Below are 21,870 nucleotides of genomic sequence, written 5' to 3'. Positions count from 1 at the left end.
GCTCGTTTGAAGCTCGATTATATAGACAATTTCTAAGCTTGAAGAAGTATAAATAAAGGTTTGACTAGCTAGTAAAAGACTTCTTATTAACTTTGGTTAGGCAGAGTTGCTATAATTGAGTATTCCACTTAAATAGTTTTCTACAAATTTTAGCAGTAAGTTTCTATGGCTAATTCCAAGAACCGTCTTTCTATTTTTGTAGACGGGAACAATATGTTCTACGCCCAACAAAAAAATGGTTGGTTTTTCGATCCCCGTCGTGTTTTGCAGTATTTCACTAACGATCCAGATATAAATCTAATCAATGCTTTTTGGTATACAGGATTAAAAGATCCGCAAGATCAAAGAGGATTCAGGGATGCGTTAATTAGTTTAGGTTACACAGTTCGGACTAAGATTCTTAAAGAGTATTACGACGATAGTTCTGGTAGATATTCACAAAAGGCTAATTTAGATATAGAAATCGTTGTTGATATGTTCAATACCGTCGATCAATACGATCAAGTGGTTTTATTTAGTGGAGATGGAGATTTTGAAAGAGCGATCGAACTTCTCCGCTCAAAAAATACTCATATCACAGTAGTTTCTACTGAAGGAATGATTGCTAGAGAATTACGTAATGCCACAGATAGATACATCGACCTAAATGATATTCGCGCACACATTGAGAAAATAGATTATTAATGTTGGGACGCTAATTGGTAATAGATGTTACCTCTAGGTCAAGAAAAAATGGTTAAAAAGCTATTAGGTAATTGGTGAATGGTAGATTGCCAAAAGTCAGTTACCTATTACTTATTCGCAAATGATAAGTGATGAAAAAGTTTTAACTTTTACTAATTTTCAGTTACAGGAGGCTGAAGAAAATGAACACGAAACCCGATCGAATTATTATCTTCGATACCACTTTGCGCGATGGCGAACAGTGCCCCGGCGCGACTTTAAACGTGGATGAAAAATTGTTGATTGCCAAGCAATTAGCACGTTTGGGAGTGGATATTATTGAAGCAGGATTTGCGGTAGCGAGTCCGGGAGATTTTGAGGCGGTAAATCGCATTGCCCAAACGGTAGGTACAGAAGATGGGCCGACTATTTGTAGTTTAGCTAGGGCGGTGAAAAAGGATATTCAAACTGCTGCGGAAGCTTTAAAACCTGCGGCAAAACCTCGCATTCACACTTTTATTGCTACTTCTGATATTCACTTGCAATACAAGTTGAAAAAGACGCGATCGGAAGTTTTAGCAATTGCCGAAGAAATGGTTGCTTATGCGAAATCCTTTGTGGATGATGTGGAATTCTCCCCGGAAGATGCAGGACGAAGCGATCCAGAATTTTTGTATCAGGTGTTGGAGGTGGCGATCGCAGCTGGCGCAACAACAGTTAATATTCCTGATACGGTTGGTTACACTACACCCGCTGAATTTGGGGCGATAATTAAGGGGATTAAAGATAACGTTCCCAACATCGACAAAGCGATTATTTCCGTTCACGGACACAACGATTTAGGTTTGGCAGTTGCTAACTTTTTGGAAGCAGTAAAAAATGGTGCCAGACAATTAGAATGCACCATTAATGGTATTGGCGAACGGGCGGGAAATGCTGCTTTGGAAGAGTTAGTCATGGCGCTTCATGTCAGGAGACAATATTACAATCCTTACTTGGGTCGTCCAGTAGATTCGGAAGCACCATTAACTAATATTGACACTCAGCAAATTTACAAAACATCGCGGTTAGTTTCTAATTTAACTGGGATGTTGGTACAACCGAATAAAGCGATCGTTGGGGCGAATGCTTTTGCCCATGAATCTGGCATTCACCAAGATGGAGTTTTGAAAAATAAACTCACATACGAAATTATGGATGCCCAATTGATTGGTTTGAATAACAATCAAATTGTCTTGGGTAAACATTCCGGTCGTCATGCTTTTGGGGCGCGGTTGAAAGAGTTGGGATTTGAAATTTCCGAAGGCGATTTAAACAAAGCTTTCATCAGATTTAAGGAAGTTGCTGACAAAAAGAAAGAGATTTCTGATTGGGATTTGGAAGCAATTGTTAATGATGAAATTCAGCAAGCACCTGACCTTTTCCGAGTAGAATTGGTGCAGGTTTCTTGTGGTAGTAATGCTTGTCCAACGGCAACGGTAACTTTGAGAACTCCTGAAGGTAAAGAGTTGACTGATGCGGCGATCGGTACTGGCCCTGTTGATGCGGTTTATAAGGCAATTAACCGGGTGGTAAATGTGCCAAATCAGTTAATTGAGTTTTCTGTTCAGTCGGTGACTGCGGGTATTGATGCGATCGGGGAAGTGACGATTCGGTTGAAGTATGGCGAAAGAATTTTCTCTGGTCATTCGGCAAATACTGATATTATTGTCGCTTCTGCTCAAGCATATATTAATGCTTTGAATCGTCTTTATGCGGCGTTGAAAAAGCAGGAGGAAGTGGGGAAAGCTGAGGGAAATACTTCTGCTGCTGCTTCTGTTTAGGTTTTGAAAGGTTAATTTTTGAGCACGAAGGGAGGTTTCCTTTCGTGCTTTTTTTTGACCACAGATGGTAGATGTAAGTTATCTGTTTTTGCCTGAGTTCTTTTTTACTGGAGTTTAGACTAATTCTCCCGGACGCTACCAGTAGAGGATATTTGGTAGATAAAAACTCTATTGGTAGAGTCCGGGAGAACTAAAACCCGCTAAAAAGGCTATTTAGTCTAAACTCCAATTTTTAGTACGCAGATGAATGCAGATGAACGCGGATGTAGATGTAGCTTTTTTGTTGGGTGAATGGAGGGTTTTGAATTATGTTTTAGTGGTGCGATCGATCTAAAAAAACATCAGAATATATTACAAATCAGTGAATAACCTTGCTTTCCGTAAAATAAACTTCAACACAGTTTCATTTTTAGCAATAATATCAGCCTGGATTTCCATTCCCGATTGTAAAGCATTTTTGGGATTGTCTTTTAAATATAATTGCTCCGGTTGAATCGTTACTTCATAGTAAGGAGGAATAGGATTAGCTCCTGTATTTTGTGGGATAATAGCATCAGGAGAAATCGTTATTACTGTTCCTTGTAAAATTCCATAATCAGGGTAAGGATAAGCACTCACCCGCATTTGTGATTTTTGTCCAATTTTCACTTTACCGATATCCTCAGTAGAAACTTTAGCTTTAATCACTAAAGGAGTATCACTAGGAGCAATTTGGGCAATTTCTTCTCCCATGCGGACAGTTTGATTCGGATTCCGCAAATTTAATTTAAGAATCACTCCTGATATTGGTGCAGAAACAACACTTTTATTGATTTCTCGTTGCACTTGTAATAATTCTTGACGTTCACTTCCTAATTGATTTTCGAGTTCACTTTTGCGTTGTAATAAACTATTTTTTTCCTGATTTAACTGCGCTAAACTCGCTTCTCCTGCGGCTTTTTCTTGAGCGATTTTTTCTTTTGCCATTGTCACCAAACCATCGCTAGGATTAAGAGTGGCTAAGACAGATTGTAACTTAGCTTTGGCAGATTCTACAGCTTTTAATTGACGCATTACAGTTAGTTTTTGACTTTGTAATAATGCGGTATGTTCTGCTACCGATTCCTGTTGCTGTTCAACAGCTGATTGAACTTCTTCAATTTGATTTTTGCCTAACGCAGATTCTCCTATTTTTTGATAGCGATCGCGTTTTTGTTGAGCACTTTTTAAAGCAGATTGACTAGCGCGTAAAGAAGCTTCAGAAGCTTTAATATCGCTTTGAGCTTTTTGCCATTCTTCCTCAGCAACTTGCAAATTCGCTCTGGCTTCATTCACTTGAGCTTGCACAGTTAAACGCCGTTCGTTATACTCTTTTTCCATCCGCAGAAAATCCGCCTCAGCAGAAGCTATAGCTCTTTTCATTCTTTCTTCTTCTGCATTCAGTTGTAGGTTTAAATTCCTTAATTGCTCTGAAACCTGTTGTAATTGTTGCAAATTTTGTTCTACGCTCCCCTGAAGTTGGACTTGGCGAGTGCTAAAACGAGAAGCATCCAAAGTAACTAAAGGTTTTCCTTGAGTTACAGTTTCATTTTCTTTCACATCAATCCCAATCACAGTCCCATCGCTGGGTGCTTGTACCAGTTTCACCCCCCCGTTAGGGCGCACCAGTCCTGTGGCTTTCACGGTGACGGGTAAGGGTGTAAAAGCAGATACACTAAAGGCTATGGCGACTGTCCCCACTAAAAATAGACCGCCAAAAATTGTCCAGCCACTCACAGGAGGTAGAAATTCATCCTCTTGAGAGACGGGCAGAAAATCAGGATTAGGGTTTTTCAGCATAATTGCGGAATTTCCAGCAATTCAATATTGGTAAGGCTTTCAGGAGAAAGATTCACGAAAATTTTATCAAATAAAGTGGTTTATGAGGTTTTGTCAAGACATGATTAGGAAAAAATTCAGTGGAAGCCACAATTGATATTTATTTTTTTATAAATTATGTTTTTAAACATAAGGAAACACAAAGTATATCTCATCCCAGGACACAAACATGAAAGCAATTAACAACACCGCTACCACCAACAACACCGACAAAACCAGCAAAGACATTCGTAATAATTCTTTATTCACTAATATCACGGCTGAACAAGAAGTGTTTGTAAGCGGCGGTCGCAGCCTCAGATAAGCAGCCTAGTTAAATTTCTGTCATACCAAGGGTTATCTATTAACTTTACCCTGCGGTTCTGCTTCACCCAATCTCAAATTACATCCCAAAAAATCAACCTATAAAGAGGATAACACCATGAAAGCAATTAACAACACCGCTACCACCAACAACACCGACAAAACCAGCAAAGACATTCGTAATAATTCTTTATTCACTAATATCACTGCTGAACAAGAAGTGTTTGTAAGCGGCGGTCGCAGCCTCAGATAAGCAGCCTAGTTAAATTTCTGTCATACCAAGGGTTATCTATTAACTTTACCCTGCGGTTCTGCTTCACCCAATCTCAAATTACATCCCAAAAAATCAACCTATAAAGAGGATAACACCATGAAAGCAATTAACAACACCGCTACCACCAACAACACCGACAAAACCAGCAAAGACATTCGTAATAATTCTTTATTCACTAATATCACTGCTGAAGAAGAAGTGTTTGTACGTGGCGGTCGCAGCTTCAGATAAGCAGCCTAGTTAAATTTCTGTCATACCAAGGGTTATCTATTAACTTTACCCTGCGGTTCTGCTTCACCCAATCTCAAATTACATCCCAAAAAATCAACCTATAAAGAGGATAACACCATGAAAGCAATTAACAACACCGCTACCACCAACAACACTGACAAAACCAGCAAAGACATTCGTAATAATTCTTTATTCACTAATATCACTGCTGAAGAAGAAGTGTTTGTACGTGGCGGTAGAATATCAGCACGCTAGTTAAATTTCTGTCACAAACAATTGCAAAAAGCCCTACGAGTTTGAATTTTTGCTAGTCAATTAATATTTAGTCGCTTTAGCAGACTTCTGCTAAAGCGACTAAAAAAATGAAATAGCGAGGTTAATTTGCTAAATTTTAAATTTTATTACAAGTATAAATTATTGGTTATCTCGCTATGTTAAAATAACATATTTATATGTTATTCAATATGAAACAATATCCCATTGTCTTACAACACAGCGAAGAAGATTGCGGAGCAGCTTGTTTAGCCACAATTGTTAAATATTATCAAAAAAATTTTAGTATTAATCGGATTAGAGAAGCAGTTGGTACGGGTCAATTAGGAACAACATTAACAGGTTTAAGAAGGGGTGCAGAAAATTTGGGATTTGATGCTCGTTCCACCAGAGCGCAACCGCAAATATTAGATCAAATGAAAAATGCACCTTTACCCGCAATTATTTACTGGAAAGGTTATCATTATGTCGTTTTATATGGACAAAAAGGCAAAAAATATATTATTGCAGATCCCGGTGTGGGTATGCGTTATGTAACTCGTGAAGAATTAGCGGAAAGTTGGTCAGGATTTATCACACTTTTATTACAACCAGATCCAGTACGTTTTGCTGAACAACCAGACGATAAAATAGAGGGAATTGGTAGATTATTTAAGCGATTTGCGCCTTATAAATCGATTCTGTTTGAAGTATTATTAATTAATATTGTTATGGGTGTTTTAGCCTTAACATCACCCTTTCTAATTCAAATATTAACCGATGATGTATTAATTAGAGGAGAAGAAAAAATTTTGAGAGGAATAACCATAGCCATTATTATTATGAACTTAGTTAGTGGAGGATTAGGCATAATTCAAGCTAATTTAACCATTCAATTTTCCAATCGGTTACAATTAAACTTAGTGAAACAATTTGGATTAAAAATCTTAAGATTACCTCTGTATTATTATGAAACTCATCGCAGCGGCGAAGTAGTAAGTCGTTTAAAAGATATTCAAGAAATTAACTTTTTTGTTTCGCAAATCCTTGTGAAAATTTTAACTCAATCTTTTACTGCCATTATTTCTTTTGTTTTAATGGTATTTTATAGTGTTAAGTTAACTTTGGTAATCTTATTTATTACTTTATTGACAGGGATTTCACCTTTAATATTTAGGATTTCTTTAATCAGAAAAATCAAGGATATTCTGGTATTAGAAGGAGAACTTCATGGGGTATTAATCGAAAGTTTTAAAGGTGCGATTACGCTGAAAACAACTACCGCTGAACCTCAACTGTGGGAAGATTTACAAAGTCGATTTGGTCGATTAGCAAATTTGGAATTTAAAATTGGACAAATAGGAATTACTAATCTAAATTCTTCTCAAATTATTTCTAGTATTGGCGGAATCGCCTTACTTTGGTTTGGGAGTACCTTAGTTATTAGTAAAGAATTAACGATTGGACAACTATTAGCATTTAATAGCATGAATGTTAATTTTACTGTTTTTATGACGGCAATAGTTGGTTTAATTACTGAACTTATTAGAGTAAGAACTATAATTGAACGAATTTTTTCCGTCATTGATTATCCTTCAGAAACCGATAATGATCATCATAAAGAATGGGTGACATTTAAAAACGATGACCAGATTTACTGTGAAAATATATTATATCATCATGCGGGAAGATTAGATTTATTTAAAGATTTTAATGTGAATATTAAAGGGGGAAAAATCACCGCACTGATCGGGGAATCTGGTTGTGGAAAAAGTACCTTAGTAAAACTGCTTGCGGGATTATATGAATTGCAGGGAGGAACGATTAGAGTAGGTGCTTATAATTTACAAAATTTAAGTTTAGAATGTATCAGAAAACAAGTGATTTTAGTCCCACAAGAAGCGCAGTTTTGGAGTCGGAGTATCATTGAAAATTTCCGAATCGGATCACCTCATGTGACTTTTGAAGAGATCGTCAAAGCTTGTCAATTTGCCCAAGCAGATAAATTCATTGATAAACTACCTGACAAATATTTTACCGTATTAGGCGAATTTGGGGCAAATTTATCAGGAGGTCAAAGACAAAGATTAGCCATAGCTAGGGCGCTTGTTAATAATCCTCCGATTTTAATTTTAGATGAATCAACATCAGGATTAGATCCCATTAGCGAGGAAAATTTATTAGATGAATTATTAGAGTATCGTCAAGGGAAAACAACTATTATGATTAGTCATCGTCCTAGTGTTAATTGTAGAGCAGATGAGATTATTTATTTAGAAGAAAGTCAGTTAAAATTACAAGGAAGCTTGGATGATTTACTCAAAATTAAGGGTGAACATTTAAAATTTTTAAACTCGTGATTGTCTTAATTTGATGAATAGCTATAGGCTAAATTGTATAAACATCCCCTCGAAAAATCTCCATAAACGCAAAAGAATCAGAACTTTTCACCTCTTGAAACCCAAATTGTCGATAAAGTTCCTGTGCATCTTTTGTCGCTAACAACCATCGCCGCAAACCTTGTAATTCGGGATGCTGCAACATGGTTTCAACTAACCATTTACCCAAACCTAAACCGCGATATTCTTCTAAAATAAACACATCGGAAAAATAAGCAAAAGTCGCATAATCTGTAATTAATCTAGCAAACCCAACTTGTTTATCACCTTCATAAACCCCAAAACAGAAAGAGTTGTTAATACATTTTTCGACAACTGATAAAGGAATGTTTTGCGCCCAATAGGAGTTTTTTAGGAAGTTGTGAATTGTTTCTAGGTTCAATTTACCTTTGTCTGTGCTGATGGAAAATCGGTTTTTTAACTCTTCATTCATTTTTGCTTAAGAAAAAGTGGAATAAGATTTTTCTTGTCTGATTTTGGTAGCGGGCGATTGCGCTTATAGTTGTGCAGTTTATTATTGCCATTTCTTAATTCGCTTTTTAGCTTCTACATGGGAAATAATATCACCCGTCTCGACTTGCTTTAAACCTTGTTCAACTTTGTACAAAAAGTAAAGGCGTTCCATCACTTCTTCAAAAGTAACGTCTGGTGACATTTCCTCCACCGCCTTCAGAACTTTATTTTTTACAGTAGTATCTGACATAATTTAAACTTTCCTTGAGCAAACGTCTATAAAATATATGCTAGTTCATCTTGATTAAATTCGATCGGAAGTGCGATCGCTAACACTATATATTAAAATATAACCAGCGACAGGTAATATTATGAATATTCGTCAAGAACTGCTAAGTGCGATCGAGCAACTTTCAGATGAGGAATTATCAGCGTTGTTAGATTTAGCTGTTTCCTTAAAAAAACAAAAAAATGCTGCTCAACCAATACCTGTATCTCAGGCTTATCAAGATTGGTTAAGCGCTGAAAATGATATTTATGACGAACTTTTTGCTAATGAACTTACAGCGCGGTGATGTGGTTTTGTGTCAAGTACCAATGCCATCAACTCAGCTTCAAGAGTTTAAGCTTCGCCCTGCTGTAATTATTTCAGCACTTCGGCTTAACCAAATTCTTGATGATGTAATGATTGTCGCTTGTACTTCTAATACTAATCGTTCTCTGACAGCAACGCAATATTTGATAACTGGAGATGAAATTTCTACTGCTGGTATCAGAGTTGATTCTGTAGTTCGCTGCGAGTCAATTTTTACATTAAATAAGCAGATGATTGTGAGAAAACTAGGATGTCTTTCGCCTGAAGCTATGAATGAGGTGAATAATTGTTTAAGAGTAGCTTTGGAATTATAGACTGCGATCGACTTTTCCCTTCTGGTAAAATTCAACTATGTAATCCAACCATCTAGCAAACTTTTATAAGTTCCTGATTTTTTTAATTTAGCAAATTTTCGACTAAATAGCAATACTAGGAACTTCGCGATCGCTTACAATAAAATTATCCCAATTCCACCGATAAATATGGCAGAAAAAACATCCACCTTACAAAAAGCAATTGAAGTAGTAGAAGCACTATCTCCCGACGAACAAGCTATCCTGATCGATGTCATCGAAAAGCGCTTGAAACAACAGCGTCGGGATGAAATATTGCAAGCGGTTGCAGAATCACGTCAAGAGTATGCTGAAGGAAAAGTGCGTAGCGGTTCGATCGCAGATCTTTTAGAGGAGTTAGATAGTTGATGCGCTTGCTATGGAGTTCACGATTTATTCGAGATTTTAAGCGCATATCGCGTCGAAATCCACAGCTACGAATTCTGGTTGAAAGAACATTACAACAACTAGCTGAAGATCCGTTTCACTCTAGTTTAGGAACTCATAAACTCAAAGGAGATTTGTCTGGTACGTGGTCATGTTCTATTGATTATAGCAACCGGATAATATTTGAATTTGTACCGCATACAGAATCGCAAGAAGAAGCGATATTATTACATACCCTTGGTTCTCACGATGATGTTTACTGAAGCAAACGATTGAGAGAATAGTTGTCAAATCTTCTCGGAATCATTATCATTCAAATAGATGAGGCTAGGATAAACTTAAATCAATCAAGTGAAACTTTAGGGTAAAATACCGATTATTCATAGTGATACCGACAAGAGAGAAAGTCAATCTGAGTATTTCCCACTCGATAAACAAGCCGATGTTCTAAATCAATCCGCCTTGACCAAATATCAGCATCCATATATTTTAATGGTTCTGGTTTACCAATACCATCAAAAGGATCTTGCATCACAGTCGTAACTAAATCTAAAATTTTCGAGGCTTTCTGAAAATCTTGCTTGAACCACCAGGCTAAATCTTCCTTAAATTGAGAACTAAAACCCGGAGTGCGATTAATTACAATTGGCTTAACTTCATCGGGATCAGCTTTCTTTTTTTCTTCTTTGTCAATCCCCAACTCCTGTTGAAGTTCTACGATAGTTTGAGGTTCAATTTTTCCTGTTTTAGACTCTTCGATCGCATCGATTAACCGACGCGCATTTGCAGGCGATCGCAAAAGGTAAACCGTCTCAACCAAACTTAGCAAATCTGACTCAGCGATCAATGCTACATTTTCACCTTCACGACGGTTAATGATATAGACCTGACGATTTTCTCCTACCTGGTCTAACAAATTAAAAAAATCATTTTTTGCATCACTTGGAGATGTTATTTTGTAAGATAGCATTAGTTAATGTACAGATTAGTTGAATTCTATTATACAACTATATTCAAACTTTTACAAGCTCCTGATTTTGTTTTGTTTAGCAATTTTTGACTAAATAAGAATACTAGGAACTTCGCGATCGCTTACAATAAAATTATCCCAATTGCACCGATAAATATGGCAGAAAAAACATCCACCTTACAAAAAGTAATTGAAGTAGTTGTGATTGTTATAAACTTGTCAAAGCCAATATAAACTAGGTAACTCGATGACAAGGGAGCAAAGATGGTCGCATCTAAGCCAATTAGAGAGAAAATTCTATAAAAATGCGATCGAAAGATCCGAAAATATTTTACAAGTCACTGAAGATGTTCCCACAATTGCGATTCGCTATAATTTGAGTATTGAAGAAGTTGAACGAGCAAAGAATTACGTCATTGGCAGCGGCTACAAATATAATTTAGTTCCTGATGTTGATATAGCAGAAGCTTGGGAGAGGTTATCATTAGGAGAGGGAAATGATATTGATGAAATTCTCTTGAGGCATGAAGTTTTAGAATCCGAACTTGTAGTAAATCAAGGTATGGAACAACCAGCAGCGCATTAGATAGCAAATCAACAATACCCTTGGGGACAAAGATTAAGTGAAAGTAGGAGAAAATATGATTGATTCAGAACATAAATTTTTGCAAGCATTGGATAAGTGTATAGCCTTAGCAGATATGAAAGCTAAAGCTTCTAGTTTGCCTTATGAAGCGATCGAGCTTTTTTGTGAAATTTCCCAAGAACCATCAGTAATTATCAACTTAATTTCTCATTATTCACCCAAGGTTAAAATAGCATTGAACACCGTTCGAGACTATGCTGCAAATGCCGATAACTGGAAAATAAATGGTTATCCCTTTGGCGTTAAAGATCACTGTAGTATTTTAGGCTTTTTTCTGCAACTTAATCGTCAACCAAATGAGTTTGAGTTCTTTAGTGGTAATTTCCAGACTCCTGAAGATGTTTCCCACCTTTTAATAGATTGGAAGGGAATAAATCTTTTTGCTTCTCAATCAGCTTGAGCTTTTCCCTCTGATTGCTTACTCCTCTAAAAATCGCTCCATAATTGCATAAATATCCTTTTTATCACCCTCTTTGCGCCTGCCAACTCCTACTACTAAAACTACAACTCGCTCTTCCACAATTCGATAAATAATGCGGTATCGCTGACCGACAGCCCGCACGCTAAAATAACTTTGAAGCTTATCTATTAAAGGTTTACCTTGTTTTTCTGGATCGGTTTTCAGTTTATTGATGCGATCGCTCAAAGCTTGCTGTTCCCGCCGATCTTTGACTTCTGCTAGCATTTCTAAAGCTAAGGGAGTCAGTTCAATTGTATATTCTAAATTGTTTTGGTTTGGACTTGTCATAGTCCTAATTTCCTTTTAGCTTCCTCCCAAGAAATTGTTTCTCCTCTTTCTGCTTGAGCTATACTTTCTTTCAGTCGATTGGCAAACTCAGAATCAGAAAGAATATCAAGAGTTTCTAAAAGAGATGTTAGCTGCTCATAGCTAATAACTGCCATTACAGGTTGACCGTTATTGGTGACGATCGCCAAATCATCAGTCAACTCATCTGGTAATTCTGGCAGTTTTTCTTGTGCTTCACTAATAGTTAAATATTTAGCCATTTTTTAATTTTAGCAATTTTCTGATTCAATAGCAATGTAATAGAAATATATCATCATAGTAAGTGCGATCGCTCTAGTCGTAAGTTTAAGATTGTGGTGAGTGCGATCGCGAACAGTTGCAGCTATTATAATAATACCTAACTAGCCTACAGGAAATTCCATGACTCCTTACAAAGAGCGATATTTAGTAGATGAAAGTGGGAAGCGCATCGGCGTTTTTCTGGATATGGCAGATTACCAAAAACTTTTGGAAGAATTGGAAGAGTTAGAATCTATTCGGGCTTTTGATAATGCAAAAGCTGCTGATGATGAAGTGATTGGTTTTGAGGATGCGATCGCAGAAATTGAGCGAGAACTCCAATGAGTTACAATTTATTTATCCTCCGAGTAGCTCAGAAAGAAGATGAACGCAGATAATTTTTCTGATTCTATGTCTTGGGAAAGGGTTAGGGAAACTTTCAAAAATATTTGGGGTTATGATGATTTTCGTCCGCCACAAGGCGAGGTAATTCGTTGCTTATTGTCCCAAAAAGATGCAATGATTATTATGCCGACTGGTGGGGGAAAGTCGATTTGTTTTCAGCTTCCGGCTTTGCTACAAACTGGGTTAACTTTAGTGGTTTCGCCTTTGGTAGCTTTGATGGAAAATCAGGTGCAAGAGTTGCGTCAGCGGAAGTTACCCGCAGCACTTTTACATAGTGAGTTATCGACTGGTGAACGCAAGCGGATTTTAGCAGCTTTGGAGCAACAAAGGTTAAGATTACTGTATGTTTCTCCTGAAACTTTGCTGAGTAAACCTGTTTGGGAACGGTTAGCGCAACCACAGTTAAAAATTAATGGGTTGATATTAGATGAAGCACATTGTTTGGTGCAATGGGGTGATACTTTTCGCCCAGCTTATCGACGGTTGGGAACGGTAAGAGATGCTTTACTTAAGGATAAACCAGCGGGGAGTAAAATGGCGATCGCAGCTTTCACCGCAACGGCAGATCCTTCCGCCCAAAAAACTATTCAACAAGTATTACAATTACAACAACCAGAAATTTTCCGCCTCAACCCTTATCGAGATAATCTCAACTTAAAAGTCCAAATTGCTTGGACACCTTGCGGACGCAAACATAGACTGCTAAAATTTATTCAAGCTAGACCAAAACAAGCGGGTTTAGTATATGTGCGAACTCGCAAAGATAGCGAAGAACTTGCCGAATGGTTGCGAAAAAAAGGTTGCACAACCGCAGCTTATCACGCAGGTTTACATCCCCAAGAACGGCGAGAAATTGAAAGAGATTGGATTTCGGGAAAAGTGCCTTTTGTAATTTGTACTTCCGCGTTTGGAATGGGTATCAACAAACCGGATGTCAGGTGGGTAATTCATTTTCAACCACCGTTATTACTCTCGGAATATGTGCAGGAAATTGGCAGGGCGGGGAGAGATGGGAAAGTTTCCCAAGCGTTATTATTAATGAGTGAACCGACGGGATTTTTAGATTCGGGAGATAAGCAAAGACGGGAGTTTTTTGAGGGGAAAATGCGATCGCAACAACGCCAAGCCCAACAACTATTAAACAAACTACCCAAACAAGGCAATATTAATGACATTTCCCGGAAATTTCCCGAAGCTGCTATAGCTTTATCCTTGTTACATAGTATGAATAAATTATCCTGGATTGACCCTTTTAATTATATAATAAAATCGGGAGAAAAAAGCCAAAGTTCCAATCAATTCGACGCAGCGAAACAGATGGAAAAATATTTGCAAACTCGCCAATGTCGCTGGCAATTTCTGTTAAAGGCTTTTGGCTTTTCCCAAGAAGCGGAGAAGATGAAATGCGGACATTGTGATAATTGTCGGAAGAGGGGACTGGAGACTAGGGACTAGGGACTGGGGCGTTTTTTCAAAGTTATCCATCAAATTTAGATCCCCCTAAATCCCCCTTAACAAGGGGGACTTTGAACTTTTACTTCATCTTTTAAAGGGGGAATTTGAACTTTTTACTTCCTCTTTTAAAGGTAAATTTTGAAATTCTTACTCCCCCCTTGGGGGTTGGGGGGGATCTCAAGATTGAAAACAGACCCAAGAGACTGAAAAATAGAATAAATTAAACTTACTTATTTCTCCTCTTTTCCCAATCCCCAATCCCCAGTCCCCAGTCCCTCATCAAAACTGCCGCAAAAAGCGCAAATCGCTACTATATAAACGGCGAATATCATCAAGTTGGTGCAACAGTAAAGCGACTCTTTCAACGCCAAAACCTGCCGCAAAACCTGTGTAAGTTTCAGGATCGTAACCAACAGATTTGAGCACATTCGGATCGATCATTCCACAACCCATAATTTCCAACCATTTACCTTTCCATCGCATATCAACTTCGGCGGAAGGTTCAGTAAAAGGGAAATAACTGGCGCGGAAACGAATTTCCATTTCTTCACCGAACATTTGATGCAAAAACTCTTTGATTGTACCTTTCAAATCGGTGAAAGTTAGGTTTTCATCAACAGCGAAAAACTCAATTTGATGGAAAACTGCCGTGTGGGTAGCGTCAACAGTATCCCGCCGATAACAACGCCCAGGTGCGATTACTCTGATTGGTGGATCGTTCTCTTCCATATAATGAATTTGAATGTTGGAAGTGTGAGTTCGCAACAAATTTCCATCAGGTAAATAGAGAGTATCCTGCATATCACGGGCGGGGTGATCTGGGAGGAAATTTAATGCTTCAAAATTATAGTAATCGGTTTCCATTTCTGGGCCTGTTTCCACAGTGTAGCCCATTCCGACGAAAATATCGATCGCCCTATCAATAGTACTATTAATAGGATGCACTCGACCTTGGGGACGGAAAACCGCTGGCATTGTAACATCAATAGTTTCTGCTTCCAACCGCGCTTGAATTTCAGCAGCTTGTAAAGTTGATTTCTGACTTTCTAAAGCAGTTTGCAAAGCTTCTTTAACTTCGTTCGCTAATGCGCCAATTTTCGGACGTTCTTCTGGGGAAAGTTTACCCAAACCGCCTAAAATTTGGGAAAGTTGACCTTTTTTACCTAAATAGGCAACTCGCAATTCTTCGAGTTGGGGTAGAGTATTAACAGCGGCGATCGCTTGTTGCGCGTCAACTTTTAACGCTGTTAGTTTTGCCTCTAATTCATTCGGCTGATTCGTCATGCTAATCTATTGTCAAACAGAAGGGGAAAGGTGTGGGTAAACACAGCCTATCGCTACCAGTTTAAGAGATTTTGGATTTTTTCTTAGAACTTACGCACTCAGATCCCCCAACCCCCTTAGCAAGGGGGCTTTACATATTCCCCAACCCCCTTAGCAAGGGGGCTTTACAGATCCCCCAACCCCCTTAGCAAGGGGGCTTTACAGATCCCCCAACCCCCTTAGCAAGGGGGCTTTACAGATCCCCCAACCCCCTTAGCAAGGGGGCTTTACAGATCCCCCAACCCCCTTAGCAAGGGGGCTTTACAGATCCCCCAACCCCCTTAGCAAGGGGGCTTTACATATTCCCCCCTTGGTAAGGGGGGTTAGGGGGGATCTAGGTTTTAGGGTTCAGTGCGTAAGTCCTATTTTCTTAGAACTGCGGTTGATCCGAAGCTCATAATCTCTGAAAATCAGAATATGAAACTCTTAATCAGTAACGATGACGGTATTTTCGCACTTGGCATCCGCACCTTAGCCAATACTTTGGCAGAGGCAGGCCATGATGTTAGTGTAATATGTCCTGACCGCGAGCGATCGGCAACCGGACATGGTTTAACCTTGCACGATCCCATTCGCGCCGAAGTGGTAGAATCAGTTTTCCATCCCTCGGTAAAAGCTTGGGCAAGTTCTGGAACTCCTTCCGATTGTGTAAAATTAGGCATCTGGGCATTATTAGATAGTCCTCCCGACTATGTACTTTCCGGCATCAATCACGGTTCCAATTTAGGCACAGATATTTTATATTCAGGAACAGTTTCCGCTGCAATGGAAGGAGTAATTGAAGGAATACCCGGAATAGCTTTTAGTCTCACCAGTTTTACCAACAGAGACTTTCAACCTGCGGCGAATTTTGCCAAACTTTTATTAGATCGTTTAACCAAAAAACCATTACCCCAATTAATGTTGTTAAATGTCAATGTACCGCCTGTAGAATGGGAAGAAATTGCCGGAGTAGCAATCACTCGCCAAGGAATACGTCGCTACATTGATGTATTTGAAAAACGCCTCGATCCGCGTGGCAAAACCTACTATTGGTTAACCGGAGAAGCACAGGAAGAAATAGAACCCCAAACCCATCCTTTCTTACCCCCAGAAATTCTCACAGACGTTGAAGCAATCCGCAAAAATTATATTACCATCACCCCTTTACAATACGACTTAACTTACGGTTCAGGATTGCAAGATTTACAGAACTGGGGAAAAGTAACAAACGATTGGGAACTAGGAAACAACCCTTCTTAATTCCAAATAAAAAAAACCTCAGCATCGTTCATCTGCGTTCAAAAAATCCAACCCAATCAACGCATGAAAATCAAAATAAAAACCTTCACCGTAAACAAACGCTTCCCCTTAACCATAAGTAGAGGAACAACATCCCAAACCACAAACATTTGGGTAGAAATTGAAGAGGAAGGAATCACCGGATGGGGAGAAGCGTCGCCTTTTTCCATTGACAACCCCCCGCAAACTACCCCCTTTCTCCAAGAAACTCTCCAACAAATAGCCCCAAAATTAGAACAATTTCACCCTTCCCAAAGACAACAAATAGAACAAGTTTTCATTGAAACCAAATTACCTTCCGCCGCCTGTGCAGCAATAGACGTAGCATTACATGATTGGATGGGAAAAAAGGCAGGTTTACCACTCTGGAAAATGTGGGGTTTAGATTGTAATAATATCGTCCCCACCTCCGTCACAGTTGGCATAAACACCCCCGAAGCTGCGGTACAAAGAGTGCGCGATTGGGTAAACTTTCTCGATGCCAAAGTATTTAAAATCAAACTGGGTAATCCCCAAGGAATCGCAGCAGATAAAGCCATGTTCACCGCCGTTTACCAACAAGTACCCACAGCAAAATTCAGCGTCGATGCTAATGGCGGTTGGAGTTTGGAAGATGCGGTAAAAATGTGTGAATGGTTAGCTCAATATGGCGTAACTTATGTAGAACAACCTTTAGAAAAAGGAGAGGAAAAAACCTTACCAGAATTAAAGCAAAAATCCCCGCTTCCTATCTTTGTAGATGAAAGTTGCTTTACAAGTAAAGACATTCCCAGTTTAGCAGATAAAGTTGATGGAATCAATATTAAATTGATGAAATCTGGCGGTTTAACTGAAGCAATGAGAATGATTAATACAGCCAAAGCTTGCGGATTAAAAGTAATGTTTGGCTGTTATTCTGATAGTTCGCTGACAAACACCGCCCTTTCCCACCTTGCGCCATTAGCAGATCATTTAGACTTAGACAGTCACCTAAATTTATTAGACGATCCTTTTAATGGTGCCACAATAAAAGAAGGTCGTTTGTTACCCAATGATTTACCTGGATTAGGAGTAACATTAACCAAATAATCCTATCTAGATCATAAACTCTTTCTTCTCTCTGCGTTCTCTGCGTCTGGAGCGGTTCAAAAAAATCTCTCTTACAAATCAAATAAGATTCCTATAACATCTGAAGTAAACATTTAAACCGATATCATTATGCTCAAACCTAACCAAAAATTAGCCATTCTACTCCATGAAGGAATCAAAGGCACTCACGGCAAAACTGGATTAGCGCTTTTACGCTATAGTCGATCGCCAATTGTAGCAGTAATCGACCAAAAATCAGCCGGAGAATCTCTACCCAAACTAACAGGAATACCTTACGATGTACCAATTGTAGCATCAGTAGAAGAGGCGCTTTCTTACCATCCCGATGTATTAGCAATTGGCATTGCACCTTCCGGGGGAATTTTACCAGATCCTTGGTTTCAAGAAGTTAAAGGAGGGGTAGCTGCTGGTTTATCTGTAATGAACGGTTTACACACCCAATTAGGAAAAAATCCAGAGATTCAAACATTACTAAAAGAAGGACAATGGATTTGGGATATTCGTCAAGAACCTGCGGGTTTAGGTGTGGGGAGTGGGAAGGCGCGATCGCTAATCTGTCGTCGTATTTTAGCCGTTGGAACTGATATGGCAGTTGGCAAAATGTCAGCTTGTTTAGAATTAAATAAAGCCGCACAAAGTCGAGGTTTAAAATCAAAATTCCTGGGAACTGGACAAGCAGGAATTATGATTTCTGGTGATGGAATTCCTTTGGATGCAATACGAGTAGACTTTGCTGCGGGTGCAGTTGAACAGTTAGTAATGCGTCATGGAGAAGAGAATGAAATTCTGTTTGTAGAAGGACAGGGCTCACTTTTGCATCCAGGTTCAACAGCAACTTTACCACTTTTGCGCGGTTCTCAACCCACACATTTAATATTAGTACATCGCGCCGGACAAGCCCACATTCGCAACCTTCCCCATGTACCAATTCCACCTTTAAAAGAGGTGGTGAAATTGTATGAAACTGTGGCTTTTTGTGGGGGCGCTTTTGCTGAGGTTAAGGTGAGTGCGATCGCGCTTAATACCGCACATTTGGATGAGGAAAGGGCTGGAAGTGCGATCGAGCAAGTTAAGATAGAGACAGGTTTGCCTTGTACAGATGTAGTGCGGCTTGGGGCTGATTTGTTGTTAGATGCAGTTTTGAATTGAACCGCAAAGGACGCAAAGGACGCGAAGGGAAGAGGGAGGAGAGAATTGAGATTTTGCATTTGCGATTTCAGCCCGCCTGGGGTTCAAACCCCAGGCTAATAGCAAAACTCCTCTAAAGAGGACTAAAAATGAAAATTTCAGTCCATTTTAATGGACTTAAGCTATTAGCCCGGAAATTGATTTCCGGGCGAGTTTGGTTTAGTGAGTTGATTTATTGTTTGTCTTTATTCTTTTGCTTTTTCACCCATAACCTATATAGGAAATATGCTATCACCACAGCCAATGCAACTGCTAAAGCGCGATCGTCATGCCAAATTGTGAGGACATCGGCGATGATACTCAGTACACTTAAGAAGCCTTGCAAAAGTTTGCCGTTCATAGATTTTTAGGACTCCTGACTTATCAGTTGAGTCCATTCTCCAAACTGTAAACAATCTCAACCAGAGAAGATGCGGGAGATAGGCCGGAACTTTGGCATTTTTGGCTAAAATTGCTGGTAAGCAGTAGCCAAGGGCTTTCCAGATTCCAGAGAAGATACATTTTGCGATCGCATCCCTACCCTAAAATCCCAAAAAAGCTATTATCTTCCTTAAGATTCGGTGTAACTTCGGCAACCAGGGTTTTAGGCAGATAGGCGATGAATCAACAGAAAACAGAACGGGATCGGGGGAGTCGTGTCCTCAGCGAGAATGGCTGGAATAAATTCCAAAATGCGCTAGAGAAAAATTTTGGCGGTAAATGTTCTAATGAACGTTTAGCCGAACTATCCAAGTTACATCCCGACACTGTTTCAAAGATACGGCGACGGAAAGAAAAGGTTGATCGACCCTCGATCGAGGCTTTGTTCACAGCATTGGGGCTAAAACTAGAGGAAGACGACCTTTCTGTTACTGTTAGGGTATCGCCACCGAAGCTAGATCCGAATTTTGTGGGGCGGGAGGGTGCGATCGCAGATCTCAACCACCTAATTCAACAAGGTGCAAAAGCGATCGTCATTCACGGTAAAGGCGGTATCGGCAAAACAACGCTGGCGTGGCAATTTCTCCACACGCAGGGATTCGATCAAATACTCGATCTGCGGATGGCAAAGGAAACACAAAATATTACCTCAGCTGAAAGTGTAATTGAGGAATGGTTGCGGCGATATTTTGAAGAAGAACCAGGGCGAGAGTTTGGCGTTACCCTGGATAGATTGAGGCAGCATTTGCGAAATCCCAACCAAAGAATAGGTATATTAATTGATAATTTGGAACCAGCACTAGATCAAAATGGCAGGTGTATTGAAGCACATCGAAAATATGTGGAATTATTCACTGCTTTAGCTGATCCAGCAGTGCAATCTGTTACCCTAATTACCAGCCGCGAATGCCTGCGCGAAGCAGCAGTAACAGTTGAGAATTATCGCTTGGAAGGTTTGGATGTCGCTGCATGGGAAGAGTTTTTTAACAGCCGCAAAATTCAGACAGATACAGAAGTGCTAAATGCCATGCACCAAGCTTATGGGGGAAATGCCAAAGCTATGCAAATTTTCCCTGGTGCGATTAAGGAGTTTAACAATAGTTTAGCGGCTTATTGGCAAGCAAATAAAGATGATTTGTTGATTGAGAGAGAATTAGAAGGTTTAGTTGTTAGTCAGTTCGATCGTTTGCAAAAACTAGATTTATCTGCCTATAAACTTCTCTGCCGTTTGGGATGTTATCGATATCAAGATGTTCCAAAGGTTCCTGAAAATGGTTTGTGTTGTTTGCTTTGGGATGTGCCAAATAATCAACATCGGCGGGTAATTAAATCTTTGAGAGAGCGGTCTTTAGTAGAATTTTACAATGGAGAATACTGGCTGCATCCAGTGATTCGGGCAGAAGCGGTAAAAAGATTCAGGGAAAGTGAAGATTGGGAGACAGCGAATCGGAAAGCGGCAGATTTTTGGACGGAAAGTGTTAAGACTGTTGAAACTATCGAGGATGCGCTGAAAGCTTCTGAGGCTTACTACCATTATGTAGAGATTAATGACTATGAGCTAGCTGTAACTGTGATTGTTAAACGGCGTAAAAATCAATGGGATGGATGGGAAGAAGGTGAGCCACTTGGTATATCATTTTCTAGAATTGGTTATTTACAACTAATTATTTCTGTAATAGCCAGAATAACAGAAAAGGTTCAACCTAGTTACTCTGTAAGTAGAATTTACAATATTCTTGGAACTTTGTATGAGCATACAGGTCATATACATAAATCTATCCAATGTAATGAACAGGCTAAAGCAATAGCAATTGATGTATCTGCCAAAGATATTGAAATAGTTTCATTATTAAATATGGGTTTATGCAAAATATATATTTGGGAATTAGAAGAAGCAGTAATTTTATTTAAACAAGTTATTCAAATATCCGAAAATTCGGAATATCATCGATATACAGTTTATGCTTGGTTTTGTTTGGCATTCGTAAATTCGTACTTTGGGGATAAGTATGAATCAGAGGCACGCCAATTCGCCTTAAAGATTGAAACATTTATGTCAAAAACAAAGTTACAATCAGCATGGGCAAAAGGCTATAGCTTAATCTTTTTGGGTGAAGCATACAGAAATTTAAGAGAATATCAAAAGTCTTTTGAAAAGTACCGCTTAGCTATTAGTTATGCAGAAGAAAGTCATTATACTCAGGTTAAGGCTAAAGCTATCTGTGGTCTAGCAGAACTTTACCGAGAACAGGGAGATTTTACAACAGCACTTTCCCATCATACAGAATCGAACGAACTCCTAGAAAAAATAGGCGCTAAATGCGACTTAGCAGAAGCTTACTATCAACTTGCCTTAACTTATCAAAAAATGGGAGACACCGAAAAAAGTCAGCCAAATTTTCAACAAGCAATTCAACTCTTCACGGAAATGGAAGCACCCAACCAAGTTGAGAAAGTGCAACGGGCGATGGAAAATGGGGAAAATCATTAACCAGAT

The 21,870-nt window shown here is 39.0% G+C and carries 27 protein-coding genes and 1 pseudogene; 19 read left to right on the top strand and 9 right to left on the bottom strand.

What is annotated here, in order from left to right:
* Nucleotides 1–165 precede the first annotated feature (165 nt).
* On the top strand, nucleotides 166–684 hold the full coding sequence (labA, locus tag ACE1CI_RS10030; RefSeq protein WP_413266529.1) for a low amplitude/bright protein LabA: 519 nt from the start codon (nucleotides 166–168) through the stop codon (nucleotides 682–684).
* 182 nt (nucleotides 685–866) lie between these two features.
* Complete coding sequence (locus ACE1CI_RS10025; RefSeq protein ID WP_413266528.1) at nucleotides 867–2,486, top strand: 2-isopropylmalate synthase; 1,620 nt, start codon at nucleotides 867–869, stop codon at nucleotides 2,484–2,486.
* A 351-nt stretch (nucleotides 2,487–2,837) separates the two neighbouring features.
* Here ACE1CI_RS10025 and ACE1CI_RS10020 read toward each other — a convergent pair whose 3' ends face one another.
* Complete coding sequence (locus ACE1CI_RS10020; RefSeq protein ID WP_413266527.1) at nucleotides 2,838–4,304, bottom strand: beta-barrel domain-containing protein; 1,467 nt, start codon at nucleotides 4,302–4,304, stop codon at nucleotides 2,838–2,840.
* Between the two features lie 208 nt (nucleotides 4,305–4,512).
* Between ACE1CI_RS10020 and ACE1CI_RS10015 the strand changes: the two genes are divergently transcribed.
* The 5 genes from ACE1CI_RS10015 (at nucleotide 4,513) to ACE1CI_RS09995 (ending at nucleotide 7,763) form a co-directional block, all read left to right on the top strand.
* On the top strand, nucleotides 4,513–4,647 hold the full coding sequence (locus tag ACE1CI_RS10015; protein ID WP_413266526.1) for a hypothetical protein: 135 nt from the start codon (nucleotides 4,513–4,515) through the stop codon (nucleotides 4,645–4,647).
* A gap of 117 nt (nucleotides 4,648–4,764) precedes the next feature.
* Nucleotides 4,765–4,899, top strand: a complete 135-nt coding sequence (locus ACE1CI_RS10010; protein ID WP_413266526.1) for a hypothetical protein — start codon at nucleotides 4,765–4,767, stop codon at nucleotides 4,897–4,899.
* 117 nt (nucleotides 4,900–5,016) lie between these two features.
* Nucleotides 5,017–5,151 (top strand): hypothetical protein, encoded by a 135-nt coding sequence (locus ACE1CI_RS10005; RefSeq protein WP_496615378.1) that lies wholly within the window; start codon nucleotides 5,017–5,019, stop codon nucleotides 5,149–5,151.
* A 117-nt stretch (nucleotides 5,152–5,268) separates the two neighbouring features.
* Entirely contained in the window at nucleotides 5,269–5,406 is a 138-nt protein-coding gene (locus ACE1CI_RS10000) for a hypothetical protein (protein WP_413266525.1), read from the top strand.
* 197 nt (nucleotides 5,407–5,603) lie between these two features.
* On the top strand, nucleotides 5,604–7,763 hold the full coding sequence (locus ACE1CI_RS09995; RefSeq protein WP_496615377.1) for a cysteine peptidase family C39 domain-containing protein: 2,160 nt from the start codon (nucleotides 5,604–5,606) through the stop codon (nucleotides 7,761–7,763).
* Nucleotides 7,764–7,791: 28 nt separating this feature from the next.
* Here ACE1CI_RS09995 and ACE1CI_RS09990 read toward each other — a convergent pair whose 3' ends face one another.
* Together ACE1CI_RS09990 and ACE1CI_RS09985 are read right to left on the bottom strand one after the other, a co-directional pair.
* Entirely contained in the window at nucleotides 7,792–8,235 is a 444-nt protein-coding gene (locus tag ACE1CI_RS09990) for a GNAT family N-acetyltransferase (protein WP_413266523.1), read from the bottom strand.
* Nucleotides 8,236–8,316: 81 nt separating this feature from the next.
* Nucleotides 8,317–8,505 carry a hypothetical protein gene (locus ACE1CI_RS09985; RefSeq protein WP_413266522.1) on the bottom strand — a complete coding sequence of 63 codons (189 nt, stop codon included), beginning with the start codon at nucleotides 8,503–8,505 and terminating at the stop codon, nucleotides 8,317–8,319.
* A gap of 121 nt (nucleotides 8,506–8,626) precedes the next feature.
* Between ACE1CI_RS09985 and ACE1CI_RS09980 the strand changes: the two genes are divergently transcribed.
* The 4 genes from ACE1CI_RS09980 (at nucleotide 8,627) to ACE1CI_RS09965 (ending at nucleotide 9,832) form a co-directional block, all read left to right on the top strand.
* Complete coding sequence (locus ACE1CI_RS09980; RefSeq protein ID WP_413266521.1) at nucleotides 8,627–8,830, top strand: hypothetical protein; 204 nt, start codon at nucleotides 8,627–8,629, stop codon at nucleotides 8,828–8,830.
* A complete protein-coding gene (locus ACE1CI_RS09975; protein WP_413266520.1) occupies nucleotides 8,811–9,164 on the top strand; it encodes a type II toxin-antitoxin system PemK/MazF family toxin in 354 nt (117 codons plus the stop codon). Before ACE1CI_RS09980 ends, ACE1CI_RS09975 begins: the two co-directional genes overlap by 20 nt.
* 168 nt (nucleotides 9,165–9,332) lie before the next feature.
* Nucleotides 9,333–9,551, top strand: coding sequence for a hypothetical protein (locus ACE1CI_RS09970; RefSeq protein WP_413266519.1), 219 nt, complete (start codon nucleotides 9,333–9,335; stop codon nucleotides 9,549–9,551).
* On the top strand, nucleotides 9,551–9,832 hold the full coding sequence (locus ACE1CI_RS09965) for a type II toxin-antitoxin system RelE/ParE family toxin (RefSeq protein ID WP_413266532.1): 282 nt from the start codon (nucleotides 9,551–9,553) through the stop codon (nucleotides 9,830–9,832). The genes ACE1CI_RS09970 and ACE1CI_RS09965 overlap by 1 nt, the downstream gene beginning before the upstream one ends.
* Before the next feature lie 113 nt (nucleotides 9,833–9,945).
* Here ACE1CI_RS09965 and ACE1CI_RS09960 read toward each other — a convergent pair whose 3' ends face one another.
* Together ACE1CI_RS09960 and ACE1CI_RS09955 are read right to left on the bottom strand one after the other, a co-directional pair.
* The gene (locus tag ACE1CI_RS09960) at nucleotides 9,946–10,263 is read right to left on the bottom strand and encodes a Txe/YoeB family addiction module toxin (protein ID WP_496615605.1); all 318 of its coding nucleotides are present in this window, start codon (nucleotides 10,261–10,263) and stop codon (nucleotides 9,946–9,948) included.
* Nucleotides 10,240–10,539 (bottom strand): annotated as a pseudogene (locus ACE1CI_RS09955) (type II toxin-antitoxin system Phd/YefM family antitoxin); the annotation flags it as partial. The gene ACE1CI_RS09960 and the pseudogene ACE1CI_RS09955, both read right to left, overlap by 24 nt.
* Nucleotides 10,540–10,786: 247 nt before the next feature.
* Here ACE1CI_RS09955 and ACE1CI_RS09950 point away from each other — a divergent pair.
* Both ACE1CI_RS09950 and ACE1CI_RS09945 read left to right on the top strand, forming a co-directional pair.
* On the top strand, nucleotides 10,787–11,125 hold the full coding sequence (locus ACE1CI_RS09950) for a hypothetical protein (RefSeq protein WP_413266516.1): 339 nt from the start codon (nucleotides 10,787–10,789) through the stop codon (nucleotides 11,123–11,125).
* A gap of 55 nt (nucleotides 11,126–11,180) precedes the next feature.
* On the top strand, nucleotides 11,181–11,585 hold the full coding sequence (locus tag ACE1CI_RS09945; protein WP_413266515.1) for a hypothetical protein: 405 nt from the start codon (nucleotides 11,181–11,183) through the stop codon (nucleotides 11,583–11,585).
* Nucleotides 11,586–11,603: 18 nt separating this feature from the next.
* On the opposite strand, the gene ACE1CI_RS09940 is transcribed toward ACE1CI_RS09945, so the two are convergent.
* Complete coding sequence (locus tag ACE1CI_RS09940; protein WP_413266514.1) at nucleotides 11,604–11,933, bottom strand: type II toxin-antitoxin system RelE family toxin; 330 nt, start codon at nucleotides 11,931–11,933, stop codon at nucleotides 11,604–11,606.
* Nucleotides 11,930–12,193, bottom strand: a complete 264-nt coding sequence (locus ACE1CI_RS09935) for a type II toxin-antitoxin system Phd/YefM family antitoxin (RefSeq protein WP_413266513.1) — start codon at nucleotides 12,191–12,193, stop codon at nucleotides 11,930–11,932. Before ACE1CI_RS09935 ends, ACE1CI_RS09940 begins: the two co-directional genes overlap by 4 nt.
* A gap of 160 nt (nucleotides 12,194–12,353) precedes the next feature.
* Between ACE1CI_RS09935 and ACE1CI_RS09930 the strand changes: the two genes are divergently transcribed.
* Both ACE1CI_RS09930 and ACE1CI_RS09925 read left to right on the top strand, forming a co-directional pair.
* Entirely contained in the window at nucleotides 12,354–12,557 is a 204-nt protein-coding gene (locus ACE1CI_RS09930) for a RelB antitoxin-like protein (protein WP_413266512.1), read from the top strand.
* 39 nt (nucleotides 12,558–12,596) lie between these two features.
* The gene (locus ACE1CI_RS09925) at nucleotides 12,597–14,072 is read left to right on the top strand and encodes a RecQ family ATP-dependent DNA helicase (RefSeq protein WP_413266511.1); all 1,476 of its coding nucleotides are present in this window, start codon (nucleotides 12,597–12,599) and stop codon (nucleotides 14,070–14,072) included.
* 279 nt (nucleotides 14,073–14,351) lie between these two features.
* Here ACE1CI_RS09925 and pheS read toward each other — a convergent pair whose 3' ends face one another.
* The gene (gene pheS, locus ACE1CI_RS09920) at nucleotides 14,352–15,356 is read right to left on the bottom strand and encodes a phenylalanine--tRNA ligase subunit alpha (RefSeq protein WP_413266510.1); all 1,005 of its coding nucleotides are present in this window, start codon (nucleotides 15,354–15,356) and stop codon (nucleotides 14,352–14,354) included.
* 456 nt (nucleotides 15,357–15,812) lie between these two features.
* Between pheS and surE the strand changes: the two genes are divergently transcribed.
* From surE to ACE1CI_RS09905, 3 genes are all read left to right on the top strand, one after another.
* Entirely contained in the window at nucleotides 15,813–16,637 is an 825-nt protein-coding gene (gene surE, locus ACE1CI_RS09915; RefSeq protein WP_413266509.1) for a 5'/3'-nucleotidase SurE, read from the top strand.
* Nucleotides 16,638–16,700: 63 nt separating this feature from the next.
* On the top strand, nucleotides 16,701–17,744 hold the full coding sequence (locus ACE1CI_RS09910; RefSeq protein WP_413266508.1) for a dipeptide epimerase: 1,044 nt from the start codon (nucleotides 16,701–16,703) through the stop codon (nucleotides 17,742–17,744).
* Between the two features lie 129 nt (nucleotides 17,745–17,873).
* On the top strand, nucleotides 17,874–18,914 hold the full coding sequence (locus ACE1CI_RS09905; RefSeq protein ID WP_413266507.1) for an N-acetyltransferase DgcN family protein: 1,041 nt from the start codon (nucleotides 17,874–17,876) through the stop codon (nucleotides 18,912–18,914).
* A gap of 211 nt (nucleotides 18,915–19,125) precedes the next feature.
* Here the strand turns inward: ACE1CI_RS09905 and ACE1CI_RS09900 are convergent, their stop codons facing one another.
* Entirely contained in the window at nucleotides 19,126–19,293 is a 168-nt protein-coding gene (locus ACE1CI_RS09900; protein ID WP_413266506.1) for a hypothetical protein, read from the bottom strand.
* A gap of 258 nt (nucleotides 19,294–19,551) precedes the next feature.
* Between ACE1CI_RS09900 and ACE1CI_RS09895 the strand changes: the two genes are divergently transcribed.
* Complete coding sequence (locus ACE1CI_RS09895) at nucleotides 19,552–21,864, top strand: tetratricopeptide repeat protein (protein WP_413266505.1); 2,313 nt, start codon at nucleotides 19,552–19,554, stop codon at nucleotides 21,862–21,864.
* The last annotated feature ends 6 nt before the right edge of the window (nucleotides 21,865–21,870 follow it).

Origin of the sequence: Floridaenema flaviceps BLCC-F50, assembly GCF_041929275.2 — a bacterium.
GTDB classification, from domain to species: Bacteria; Cyanobacteriota; Cyanobacteriia; order Cyanobacteriales; family Aerosakkonemataceae; genus Floridanema; species Floridanema flaviceps.
The sequence above is the reverse complement of the archived record's forward strand: the minus strand, read 5'-3'. Positions and strand labels throughout refer to the sequence as shown.